At 70.8% G+C, this 12,231-nt stretch carries 9 protein-coding genes; 3 read left to right on the forward strand and 6 right to left on the reverse strand.

All coding sequences use genetic code 11. The annotated features are described in order from the left end of the window. Positions 1–2,302, reverse strand: a 2,302-nt coding sequence (locus ACWGH4_RS20075; RefSeq protein WP_453462559.1) for an LAETG motif-containing sortase-dependent surface protein, incomplete at its 3' end; no start/stop codon positions are given. 196 nt (positions 2,303–2,498) lie between these two features. Here ACWGH4_RS20075 and ACWGH4_RS20080 point away from each other — a divergent pair. Then, positions 2,499–3,002: a hypothetical protein gene (locus ACWGH4_RS20080; RefSeq protein WP_441264187.1), complete on the forward strand. Its 504-nt coding sequence runs from the start codon at positions 2,499–2,501 to the stop codon at positions 3,000–3,002. A 611-nt stretch (positions 3,003–3,613) separates the two neighbouring features. Here ACWGH4_RS20080 and ACWGH4_RS20085 read toward each other — a convergent pair. Together ACWGH4_RS20085 and ACWGH4_RS20090 are read right to left on the reverse strand one after the other, a co-directional pair. Then, positions 3,614–4,345, reverse strand: a complete 732-nt coding sequence (locus ACWGH4_RS20085) for a DUF7873 family protein (RefSeq protein ID WP_307708280.1) — start codon at positions 4,343–4,345, stop codon at positions 3,614–3,616. A 315-nt stretch (positions 4,346–4,660) separates the two neighbouring features. Then, positions 4,661–6,121: an MFS transporter gene (locus ACWGH4_RS20090; protein ID WP_453462564.1), complete on the reverse strand. Its 1,461-nt coding sequence runs from the start codon at positions 6,119–6,121 to the stop codon at positions 4,661–4,663. Between the two features lie 171 nt (positions 6,122–6,292). On the opposite strand from ACWGH4_RS20090, the gene ACWGH4_RS20095 reads away from it, so the two are divergent. Then, positions 6,293–6,748 carry a MarR family winged helix-turn-helix transcriptional regulator gene (locus ACWGH4_RS20095; protein ID WP_453462567.1) on the forward strand — a complete coding sequence of 152 codons (456 nt, stop codon included), beginning with the start codon at positions 6,293–6,295 and terminating at the stop codon, positions 6,746–6,748. A gap of 283 nt (positions 6,749–7,031) precedes the next feature. Continuing rightward, positions 7,032–8,264, forward strand: coding sequence for an outer membrane protein assembly factor BamB family protein (locus ACWGH4_RS20100; RefSeq protein ID WP_453462570.1), 1,233 nt, complete (start codon positions 7,032–7,034; stop codon positions 8,262–8,264). A gap of 169 nt (positions 8,265–8,433) precedes the next feature. On the opposite strand, the gene ACWGH4_RS20105 is transcribed toward ACWGH4_RS20100, so the two are convergent. The 3 genes from ACWGH4_RS20105 to ACWGH4_RS20115 all read right to left on the reverse strand — a co-directional run bounded on the left by ACWGH4_RS20105 (position 8,434) and on the right by ACWGH4_RS20115 (position 12,168). Beyond that, a complete protein-coding gene (locus tag ACWGH4_RS20105) occupies positions 8,434–8,946 on the reverse strand; it encodes a hypothetical protein (protein ID WP_453462573.1) in 513 nt (170 codons plus the stop codon). Beyond that, positions 8,943–10,919: a hypothetical protein gene (locus ACWGH4_RS20110; RefSeq protein ID WP_453462576.1), complete on the reverse strand. Its 1,977-nt coding sequence runs from the start codon at positions 10,917–10,919 to the stop codon at positions 8,943–8,945. Before ACWGH4_RS20110 ends, ACWGH4_RS20105 begins: the two co-directional genes overlap by 4 nt. Positions 10,920–11,046: 127 nt before the next feature. Continuing rightward, on the reverse strand, positions 11,047–12,168 hold the full coding sequence (locus tag ACWGH4_RS20115) for a nuclease-related domain-containing protein (protein WP_453462578.1): 1,122 nt from the start codon (positions 12,166–12,168) through the stop codon (positions 11,047–11,049). Positions 12,169–12,231 lie beyond the last annotated feature (63 nt).

A 12,231-nucleotide genomic window follows, 5' to 3' on the forward strand; every position in this document is an offset into this window, starting at 1 on the left:
GGCCGGCGGTGCGGCGGCGCTTCCACCACACCAGGCCTCCGCCGACGGCAGCGAGGGCCGCGGCGAGTCCGGCGATCAGTCCGACCGGCGTGCTGGAGCCGGTGTCGGCGAGGTCGCCTCCGGGGTCCTTCCCGCCGGTGCCGCCGCCGTTCCCGCCGGTGGCCGGCGGCGTGCTGGGCGCGGTGGGCTTGTCCGTCGGCTCGCCCGGCCCGGTCGGCGTGGGAGTCGGCGTCGGTGTGGGAGTCGGCGTCGGGTCGGGAGTGTCGCCGCCGCCGGAGACGTCGGAGGCGACGGTGTTGCCGCCCAGGAGCAGCAGGTTCGCGTTCCCGTCCTTGGCGTTGTCCGTCAGCGTGCGCACCGATGACTTCGTCTCCCGGGGGAGGTAGGGGTGCTCGGTGTCGAAGCGGGCCTTGACCATGTTCTGCTTGGGCTGCTTGGAGAAGTCCACCCCGCCCACGCTCATGGTGTAGGGGCCGCCGCCCGCGTCGTGCTCCCACTGCTGCTCGCCCTCACGCAGCGACTTCAGGTACGCCTGGAACACGCTCTCCCGCGTCCAGTCCTTGTTCTCGCCGCGCAGCGGCCATGAGGAGACGTCGTTGCTGTTGATGACCTTGTGGTAGTCGGTCGGGGCCTTGGCGTCCTGCTGACGGATGAACTCGGCCGCGACACGGGCCGTGTAGACGCGGCGCAGGTCGGCGTAGCGCGGGTCGTTGTTCACGCGCCGTTCGACCTCGGGCATGATCAGCCGGTTCATGCGGTCCTCGGTGGCCTTCTTCTCGGCCTCGTCGAACTCGCACAGGTAGGGGTCGCCGGGCATGTTGTCGATCTTCAGGTACTGCGCCTTGACCTTCAGCGGCGTGTCCAGGATGTGGATGCCGCCGTTCTCCTCGCGGACGACCGCGGTGTCCGGCTCGATCCAGTTGCGGACCTGGAACCAGCAGGGGATGCCGTCGGCGTTGCGGGGCAGCGACTTCCAGTACTGGTCCGCCTCCGGGCGCTTCTTCGGGTTCATCGCATCGGCGAAGTCCCTCTTCAGCTCCAGGTCGGCTTCCAGCAGGACCCGTCCGGCGTCGGTCTTTCCGAACGCGCTGTCCATGATCTTGTCGGGCTGGTCCGGGTTGAGGTTGACCCAGAACTTCTCCGGGGTCAGGGCGAGCCAGGTGAAGAACGCGTCGTTGATGAGCTGCGCCTTCTCCTTGCCTCCCCAGCCGGCGGTGTCCTCGGCGACTTCCTTCGCGGAGAAGCTGTAGTCGACGCCCTGGCCCTTGACCGGCTTGCCGATGTACCGCAGTTCCAGGGTGGTGAAGTCCACTCCGCCGGGCCCCTTGGGCTGGAGCCGGTTGGGGTCGGCCGCGTTCTTGCGGTCCAGGAACTCCTTCATGTCCTTCGGGTTCGGGCGCGACTCGCGGATCAGGTCCTGCGCGCCGCCGCCGGTGACACCCTTGGAACCCGGGGGCTGCATCGTGGTCGTCTTGTCCCGTACGCCGCCGCCCGGAGCCAGCTCCACCTTCTTGGAGCGGTAGTTGTACTCGGTGACCTTGCCCGGGGCGTTCTTCCTGAGTTCGTTCAGGTGGTCCCTGGCGGACTTGTCCTGCGGCTCGGCGAAGACGTACTTCAGGGACTTGACCGGGCTTTCCTTCTGCTTGGACCAGGCGATGTCGCCGGGCTTCTGCTTGGGGTCCGGGTGGCCGTTGGACTTGATCTCCAGCGATTCGCCGGTGCGCTTGTTCCAGGCGTCCGCCTGGCGCCGGTGGGTCTTGCCGGTGTCAGGGTCGGTGAAGTCGAACTCCTTCTGGCAGATCCAGTCGTCGCCGACGAGCCCGTGATCCTTGATGATCTTCTTCTCGAACGCCTTGCCCCGCGGGTCGTTTCCGGCGTTCTTGATGAGGATGATGTCGCGCCAGTAGGTGAAGTCACCGTAGGCGTTCGGGTTCTTCTTGCTGGCCCTGATCCACTTCCACCAGACCCGGTCGACAGCGCGGGACTTCGGCGGCTCCTTGGGCTCCTTCTCCAGCCGCGCCACGTCCTCCGCGGACGGCGGGCCGAGGCCGTCCCACTTCTTGCCCGGGTTCTCGTACTCGTATTCGTCCCAGTGTGCCTTGGCCCGCGAAGCGTCGCCGTCGGGCAGCTCCACGATGGCCACGAGATCCTCGGCCAGGTCGAAATAGTCCCGGCAGAGCATCCCCGGGTTCGGTGGCTTGGCCGGCGCGGCGTCCGCGCTGGAGGTGAGGCCCGGAAGGCCGGTGAGCGCGAGGGTCGCCGCGGCGGCGACCGCTACGGCGGACGCCAGACGAGCCCTCACGCGTGAACGTATGGATTGCAACTCTTTGTCCCCTACCTGCGGGGGCTTGAGGGACAGGTAAGAGCGGTGTGAGCCCCCGTGACATGACACCGCCAACGGCAGAGTCTGTATCGCAACTCGACGTGACTGCAAGCCGATTGGGCCGCGACACGCCGCCCCCGCCCCGTCGGCAGAGAGACCGGTAAGGTCGGTCGGCATGGAGATGACCGAGGACGAGTACCAGGAACTGGCCGAGCTGGATCGGATTCGCTCGAGCAACCCCGTCCTGGACGCCTGGCTCCAGATCCAGCGGCAGGAGTTCCCCGCGTGGGCCCGGCGGCACGAGGGGGACTGGGACTTCACCCCCGGCTCGCTGGAGCGCTTGGAGGCTCTCGTCCGGTCCCGCTACACCGGCAGCGACGAGGCATGGGAGGAACGCGGCGGCGACTTCCTCCAGACGGCCGCCTGGTACGTCGGCGAGGTCCACAACCGCACCTGCGGTACCCAGTGGCAGTACCATCCCGACTCCGCCGCTGCCGACCCCGCCGTGTGGCCGTTCGTCACCGTGCCGTTCGACCGGCTCTTCGACTTCGAGGACGAGGACGGCATCGAAGCCGACGCCAGGCCCTTGTACACGCCGGTCAACCGCCTGTGCGGAATCCTCGACGCGGACGGTGGAAGCCTCGTCTCGGACCTCGACCTCCACACACCTTCGCGGTAGCCCCGCGCCGCGACCGTCGCCCTCGTGGCCGTCGCGCTCCGACGGCGGGGTCCACCGCTCCCCCGAGGGCGCGCAGGCACCGCACCCGGTTGCCTCGCAAGCAGCTCCGTCGATCGGAGATTCGTCCGTCCCGGCACGGGACGGCCCCGGACGTGGCGGAACCCGGGAGTCGTATCCAGCTCCCGGGTCCCTGGGGATGCCACCCAATTGCGCACGCCAGTGGCGTTTAAGAGTACGGATCAGTCATAAGGCCGACGTGTTCTTCCTTTGAACTACCGCACCGTGTGAGAGGTGCAGGCTGGATTCGAACCCGCATCCGCCGGCGTTCGTCCGTACCCGGTCGATCTGGCGATCGGTGGCGATGCTGAAGCTGGAGCGAGAGTCTGAGTTTGATCACGGCTGCCTCTGCCAAGTTGGGCCACCCCGGCGCGTAGTGCCGGGGGAAGGACTCGAACCTTCACTGTCACCGTGTCGTCAGGCTGAACCTCAGTTTCAGCTTGCGCCCATCACGCGAACCGGTCCTCATTCCGGCCCGCGCCTGTTGCGCACCCCCGCGCTCGCACGCGGGGGCGATCGTGGGGCCGACGCCCGGGGCGTCGGCCGGTGTGCCGTCAGCCGAAGAGGTAGCCGAACACCGCGTCGCCGACCCGCTGGTCGGAGACTTCGGCGCTGTTGGCCTCCTCGCGGGCGAACTTGACCGCGGTCTGGAGCTTCTCGACCCGTTCCAGGAGTTCGTTCACCCGCCGTGCGGGGAGCGCTCCGGAGAACTTGACCGTGGTCCAGTACCCGATCGGGACGTCCTCGTAGTAGACCTCGACCTGCGCCGGGTGCTTGTCCGTCGCCTCGGCCTTGACGTGGTTCCGCGGAACCTTCTTCGTCCGGATCGTGCGTACGGGGTCCGTCTTCCACCAGTCCGTCGACGGGTCGAGCGACCAGGACTCGGCGGCGTCCAGGACGGGCAGCTTCTTCACGAAGGTGTGCAGGTCGACGAGCTGCTTCTCCAGGAAGAGCAGGTAACTGACCGGGGCCTCGGCGACGATCGTCCGCCCGTCGACGACGACGTCCGCGCGGGCCGAGCAGTTGGCCCAGTCCTTGGTGGCGGTCACGTCGAACAGCCGGGTCAGCGACGCCGACATCTCGCGGAGCACGTCCTCGGCCTTGACCTGGACCCTGGTGGACTCGGGCGGCAGTTGCTCGCCCTCCTCGTCCTTGGGCTGGTACGTACGCGAGATTCCGGCCAGCAGTGCGACCTTCTGCACTCGCTGGTGAGCCGTGGTGATGTCCTGGAACGACTTGCTCTTGACACCCTTTTCCACGGCGATGATCTGATTGAGCTTCGCCACTTCTCCCCCTTCGAACAGCAGTGAACGTACCCGAGGAAGTGGTGCCCGGTCCCCTGTTTTTCGGCGACACCGTCGGGCGGGGGGCGGTTCGCTGTCGCGAGGGCCGCTGGCCGGTCGACCGTCGGAGGGCGACGTGCGCGGGGTCGACCGTCGCGAGGGCGGCCGGCGGAAGGCGGCCCGGCCGGTTCGCCGTCGCGAGGCGGCTGCCGCCTTCGACCGTGGCTCGACGCACGGGAGCCCTCCCGAGCAGCAGGGTTCGGCAGGGCTCCCGTCCGGCCAGCGTCCGGTCCGCCGTCGGTTCGGCGACAGGTCTCGTCAGGCGCGGGCCGACGCCTCGGACGGCGTCGCCGTCGGCGGGGCCGATGCTTCCTGCGGGCCGGTCGCACCCCGTCCCACCGGGATCAGGAACGCGACCACCGCCGCCGCCACGCCCACGCCGCAGCCGATCAGCATCGCGGCGCGGAAGCCGTCGTCGGACGGGAGGGCGAAGCCGCCGAAGTCCGTGGTCATCTGGGCAAGGACCACGCCGATCACCGCGGCCGACACCGAGCTGCCGATCGAGCGCATCAGGGTGTTGAAGCTGTTGGCGGAGGCGGTCTCCGACTGGGGCACCGCGCCCATGATGAGGGCCGGCATCGCGCCGTAAGCGAAGCCGATGCCCGTGCTGCCGACGATGGTCACGATCAGCAGGCCCCAGGTGGAGCCGAGGAGCGGCAGGGAGATGCCGTAGCCGAGGGCGATGATCAGGCTGCCCACCGCGAGGGTGGTCTTCGGGCCGTACGCGGCCGACAGCTTCGCGCCGAGCGGCGACACGACCATCATCATCAGGCCCGCCGGGGCCATCCACAGGCCCATCGCCAGCATCGACTGGCCCAGGCCGTAGCCGGTGGCCTCGGGCAGTTGCAGCAGCTGAGGGACCACCAGGGACTGGGCGTACATGGCGAATCCGACGAGGATCGAGGCCGCGTTCGTCATCAGGATCTGCGGGCGGGCGGTCACCCGCAGGTCGACCAGGGGCTCGCTGCTGCGCAACTCCCAGCGGCCCCAGGCCAGCAGGATCACGACCGTCGCGGCGAACAGCCCGAGCGTGGTGCCGCTCGACCAGCCCCAGTCGGCACCCTTGGAGACGGCGAGGAGCAGGCAGACCAGTGCGCTGCCCAGGCCGATCGCGCCGAGCAGGTCGAAGCCGCCGGGGGCGGTGTTCGTACGGTCCGCGGGTACGAGGAACCGGATCAGGCCGGCGATCAGCAGGCTCAGGGCGGCGACGACCCAGAAGAGCACCCGCCAGCTGACGTTCTCGGCGATCGCGGCGGAGAACGGCAGGCCGAGCGCGCCGCCGACGCCCATGGAGGCGCTCATGACGGCGATGGCCGAGCCGAGCCGGGCCGGCGGCACCACGTCGCGCAGGAGGCTGATCCCGAGGGGGACCACTCCCATGCCCATGCCCTGCAGTCCGCGTCCGACGATCATCGGGACCACGGAGGACGAGAGCGCGCAGATCACGGAGCCCGCGATCAGGGGGACCGTCGAGAGCAGCAGCATGCGGCGCTTGCCGTACATGTCGCCGAGGCGGCCGGCGACGGGCGTGGCGACCGCCGCCGCGAGCAGCGTGGCCGTGATCACCCAGGAGGCGTTCGAGGCGGTGGTGCCGAGGATGACCGGCAGTTCGCCGATCAGCGGCACCACGAGCGTCTGCGTGATCGCGGCCACGATGCCCGCCAGGGCGAGGATGCCGACGACGCCGCCTACACGGGTGTCGGCCTGGGAACGGTCCACGGGTTCTCCCTGTCGGTCTTCCCGGATCGGTCTGACCGGGCAAGAAAAATGCATGACGCATACGATGTGCATCATGCATACGACATGCATCATACACATGTCACGTGGTATACCTGCTGCATGGCGGCCTCCACGGGACCGGGGGCGAGCCGGGAGCCGAAGGAACCTCGCGTGGACAAGCCCGTCGACCTGATCGAGTTCGAGACCATGCTGCTCGGGCGGTACATGCATCTGCTGGCGCCCCGCGACCGGCGGGAAGGCGAGCGGCTCGACCGCAGCGCCTACATCCTGCTCAGCCGCATCGAGGCGGAGGGCCCGATGAGCATCGGCCAACTCAGCGCCGCCTTCGGACTCGACGCGTCGACCCTCAACCGGCAGACCGCCGCGATGCTGCGCGCCGGGGTGGTCGAGCGCATGCCGGACCCCGACGGCGGGATCGCCCGCAAGTTCGCGATCACCGACGAAGGGCGGCGGCGGCTGGACGCCGACCGCGCCAGGAACATCAGCGGCCTCCAGAAGGTCATGGCCGAATGGACGCCCGACGAGGTCGCCGACTTCGCCGCCCACCTCAGCCGGTTCAACCGCGACATCGAGCGGCTCGACGGCCGTCCGTGGCCGCGCGACTGACCCTCGCAGGCGGCGTGCGCACAGCGGGTGCCGAAGAAAGCCGGGACCCGGCGCTCGGACGGGGCGCACGGTCGGAGCGGCGCGGGCACGCACCGGCCACCCGCCTCCGTGCCCCCGTGGCTACGGACGGCGCTGATCCCCCCTTGTGACAGGAGCTTCACGGCCGCGTCCCGGTTGCGTACTGCCCTGCCACCGGCCGGAAACCGACGGTTAGTGTGACCGGGCTCGAGACGTCCGAGGGGGCGTCGGAGACATCCGGGCGCAACGGGGACGGGGAAGCGACATGGGCAGACGTGACGGGAACGCGAGGTCACGCAGGCAGGTGCTCAGGCTGGCCGGTACGGGGCTCGGGCTGGCCGTGCTGGCGGCAGGCTCATGGGGATGCACCCCCGAGGAAGAGGCCGGCGTCCCGGGCGGCGGGGCCACAACTCCCGGCGGGGACAAAGGCGGTGACACCTTCTCCACCCCACCGCCGGGCACCGCGCCGAAGCCGCTGTGGCAGCAGAACGCCGCCAACGACGACCTCGCCGGGATGCACTCGCTCGCGGTGATCGGGGACACGGTCGTGGTGTCCGGCGACCCGCTCGTGGGGCGTGACGTCGTCACCGGCGAGGAGCGGTGGTCCCGGCCGGGCATCACCGTCCCCGGCGCGAGGCTGATCATCGGCGGCGGGACGCTCTATCTGGCCGGCGCCGAGTACGACGGCGACGTGGTGGGCATCGATCCCGCCACCGGCAAGGAGACCTGGCGCAGCCGCCTGGGCAAGGAGTACGAACAGCCGCGCCCCATCGCGGCCGACGACCGTCATGTCTACGTCCTCGCCGGAATCCTGGAGGAGGACTTCTCGACGCCGACCAACGTGATCGCCGCGATCGACACCAGGTCCGGGAGGATCGCCTGGCGTGAGCAGCGCGACAAGGGGACCGAGGAGTACGGCATCACCGCCGCGGTCGTCGGCGAGCGCCTCGCGTACACCGACTTCCGGGAGAACGTCACCGTCCGTGCCACGACGACGGGCCGGCAGCTCTGGACGAAGAAGATCGGCAGGTCCAACCACCGCCGCTTCGCCGTGCACAAGGACCTGATGATCGTGGCCGACGGGCAGCGGCTGCGGGCGTTCGCGCTGGCCTCGGGCACGGAGCGCTGGTCCCTCGCGACGGAGGAGTTCAGCGCGTTCAACGATCCGCAGGTCCTGGACGGGGTGCTCTACGCCTCCGACAGCGTGCGCGGCATGTGGGCGGTCGACCCCGGTACGGGCAAGAAGATCTGGCACAACGAGGACCTCCTGGAAACGGCGGCGGAGGCGTGGCAGTTCACCAAGGTGGGCGGCACGCTGTACGGCGCGACCGAGCACGACGAGGACGGCGGTGTGCACGCCTTCGACGCCGCGACCGGGAAGCTGCGCTGGACGTACAACGACAAGAGCGGGGCCATCCAGCAGTGGTACGTGGTGGGCGCGGGCAAGCGGCTGGCCGTGATGCACGCCAAGCGGCTGTACGCGCTGCCGGCCGTCTGAGCCGACCGGCGGAGGGAACCCGGTCCGGGCCCGCCCCGGAGCGGCGGGACGGGACCGGACCGGACCCCGCCCCGGTGCCGGTGCCGGTGGCGGTGGCGGTGGCGGTGCCGGTGCCGGTGCCGGTGCCGGTGCCGGTGCCGGTGCCGGTGGCGGGATCGTCCGGGAACGCTCATCCCAGCAGGTTGCCGAGGGCCGTCGCCAGCGCCTGGCCGCCCTCCTGGACCGCCGTACCGGCCACCAGGGCCGGCAGTGCCTGGGCGACGGAGCGCAGCGGCCCCTCGTTCCGGGCGGTCGGGTCGTCGAGGCCCGCGTCGACCACGGACGTCATGGCCCGCAGGGTGTCCGCCATCGGGAGCTCGGCCTGGTGGAGGGCGAGTTCGGCCCGGAACCGGCTCAACAGGGCCCGGACGTCCTCCACGTCGGCCGCGGTGATGTCCCTGGTGGTGGCCGACTGGCTCACACGGGAGACATGGTGGCCGGTGACATGCTGGATCGTGCCGTAGTTCGCGCCGCCCACACTGACCCCCGACGTGGGCGCCTGCGGTGGAGGCACGGCCGGTGACGGGGCGTTCGCCGCGGGGTCCGGGGCGTTCCGCCCGTCGGTCCCGTCCGGGTCGTGTTCCCGGGGTTCCGCCGCCGGTTCCCGCCTGCGGCGGCCGAACAGGCCGGGTGCGTCGCTCACTCGGCATTCCTCCTCGTCGCCCCTCGGCCGGCACGCGCCGCGCCATTGGTTCCCGCGTGCTGGCTCGAGCCGGTCACCTGCGCTCCCGTGATGCTCTGGATGGGTGCCAGATTGTCGCCGAACACCTGGATGTTGTTGATGATCACGGAGACCTGCTGGTCGAAGTTCCCGGAGTCGATGCCGTGTTCCTTGAGGAAGGACGAGACGGCGTCGAAGACACAGGACTCCATCAGCACCACCAGCCGGCGCTCGTCGTCGCTCTGGTGCATGTCGGAGATCTCGGCCATCGAGAAGTGCTCCCGCACGCTGACCGGGTCCTGCACCCTGCCGTGCTGTTCGCGCCGGCGGTACCAGGGCGCCAGCGCCCCGGTGAACGAGTCGAGGAGCGACTCCCCCAGCCCCGACAGCACCACCTGGTACAGCGGGAGCATCTCGCGCAGGACGTTCAGGATCAGCCGGTTGTGCAGGGGCGCCATGACGTGCGGGCGCAGGGTGAGGCGCAGCCTGCCCGCCTCCAGCGCCACGTTGACGAACATGGTCACGGTGACCTGGCCCTGCCAGGTCACGCACCGCGCCCGGAGGTAGAGCCGCTCAGGGCGGCCGGAGGGTGCGTACCGGCTGTCGTGGAGGTCGGGTTCCTTCTGCTTCGAGCCGCGAGCCCGGATCAGCCACAAAGGGGCCTGGATGCCGACGACCTGGGTCACGGAGAAGCCCGGCAGGGGCTCGGTGAGACCCTCGGCCTCCTCGATGCGGAGGAGGGCGGCGCCTATGTGCTCCAGCAGTTCGGCCTCGCCGAACGGGCGTGCTGCACCCTCTGCCTCGCCGCCGTCACCGGCGCCCGCCGTCCTCAGGGACGTCGTGGGGACGGCCGGCGCCCACAGGTCCAGGCCGGCTCCGACGAACCGCTGCTGCACGTCGTAGGGGTGCTCAGGTCTGAGCTGGCCCTCGGCCAGTTCCGCGGCCCGGCGCCTCCTGTGACGTCCGAAGGCAGGTGCCCACAGAGGCCGGCCGCCGGGCGTCCGACGTGCGGCGCCGGTCGGGGCGCCGGCGCCGGCGAGCAGGCGGTACACGCTGTGGCGGGCGATCATCCGGTCCACGAAGTACACCGGCCAGGCGCAGAGCAGCCACACCAGCGGCAGCAGCAGCGTCCAGGCCCGTCCTTCGTCCTCCAAGGCGGACCACGGGGCGAAGACGCCGACGAGCGGTGGGATCCACAGGAGGATCCCGGCGCCGCTGGTCCGTGTGGTGCCCGGCTCACCCGCCGCTTTGCCGGTGCCGCCGCTCCGCGTGTCGCCGCTGCCGTCATCACCCGCCTTCTTGCTCGGCGGCCTGCCCGCTCCGCCGCTGGTGATCACGAATCCCACCACGGCGGCCGCCGCCCATAAGCCCGCGGCCGCCGGGGCGATCAACGCCACAAGGGCGGTGACGGCCAGCAGCGCCAGGTGCCGCAGCATTCGGATGCGGCGCGCCCTGAGGCTGTGGGCCACCACGGGCAGCACGTCGAACCCGAACGACGGGACGGGCAGCCGCGGACCGTGCAGCACATGTCTGACGACCCAGCGGGCGGCTGCCTCGCCCAGCGGTGGGCAGGTGCCCTCGTCGGCCAGAAAGACGGTCCGCCGGCGGCCGCGCCAGGTCCGGCCCGCCCGTTCACGGCGGAGGCGGCGTTCCAGCAGCCGCTTGCCGATCCGGCTGGGCCGTACGTAGAGGGCCGAGCACAGCAGCCGCGTCACCAGGTCCGGTGCGCCAGGATCCGCCGAAGGCCCGGCCCGGAGGTCAGGACCGGCATACGCGCCGGCACCCGCATCGGCGCCGGGTCCGGGGTCCGTTGCGGCGGCCGAGCCCGAGCGGGCACCCGGGTCGTCGAGGGCACCGGGATCGGGGCCGGCGTTCATCGCGATGCGCATGATCAGCGCGTCGACATGGTCCTTGCCCGCTCTCTCCCGGACGTTCGTCCACCACTGACTGGCCATGCCGACCCCCCGTGTCGTCCGCCCCATGATGCTCGCAGCACAGGACCGGACAACAGAAGGCATCGCCCCCAACTGGCGTGTTCTGCACGGAGATCAGAGCCGGCAGCGGCTCGTCTCCAGTCGTGCGCTACACCTCCCGCCAGACCTCCGCGATACGGGCGACGTCGTGGACGCGGTCCGCCTCGCGGGCGGTGAGTTCGCCCGACAGCGGGGCCAGGGCCGAGACCTGGCGTTCGCGGTAGACGCGTACGTCGGTCTGGGTGGCCGCCACGTCGAGGGACGCGGCGTCCACGAACACCAGCACGGGCTGGACGCGGACCGGGAAGTCGCAGTGGCTCTCCAGGACCTTCCGGACGAGGGCGGCCTCGGCCCGGCATTCGGCGATGTACGGGCGCGGTTCGCCGTCGTCGATGCGGACGGTGTCGTCGTCGGCCCGTACGGACTGCTGCGGGTGGTACTCGGTCCGGACCGTGAACACGCCGCCGGGGCCGATCAGCAGATGGTCGATGTCCGCACCGTCGGCGAGCGGGATCGAGTGCAGGACGCGCCAGCCGTGGCGAGTGAGGCGGCCCAGTTCGGCGCCGGTACGGCGTTCGCCGAGCAGTTCCCTGCGGCGCGACTCGTCCATGGGGCGGCGGCGCAGGAGACGGGAGCTGAGGCGTTCGAGCCGGCCGGAGTCGGGGGCGGCGGCGGAATCCCCGGACGAGGAGTTCCCGCGCAGCGTCGCGCCGGGCCGGCGGGAGGCGAGGTCGTTCTCCGGGGTCAGGCGGGGCAGCCGGTCCCCGGGGCCGTGGCGTACGAACGGCTCCGCCCCGGCCGGTTCCGGGAAGCCCCGCGCGGTGGGGGCCGCAGGCGGCGGCGCGACGACCGTACGGTGCGCCTCGGCGGCTCCGCCGGTGACGGCAGGCCCGACGACGTCGGCGTAGGTGTCACGGCGGGCGTAGGCGTCACCATCGGCGTACGCGTCACCGGGGGCGTACGCGTCGGCGTTCACGTCACCCTCCGCGTCCGCGTCGGCGTCGGCGAGGGCGCCCGGGTGGACGAACACCTGCGGCTCCGCGCGGGTCAGCAGTTCGGGAGCTCTGCGGGCCAGCGCGTCGGTCACGTCGTCCCGATAGCGGGCGTGCACCACGGTGATGCCGCCGGTCCTGCGGTCCGCCCAGCCGATGGGCGTCCCGTCGGGCAGATTGACGTACAGGCGGTCGTGCCCGAAGTACTGCCAAGCGGTGACCGTCAGTTCCTCGAGCATGCCCTGCCTCCTTCGCCCCTGAGTGGAGCTCGACCCTGCGGTGATGTCCGGTGCCGCCGGACG

The organism is Streptomyces sp. NPDC054847 (assembly GCF_053610925.1).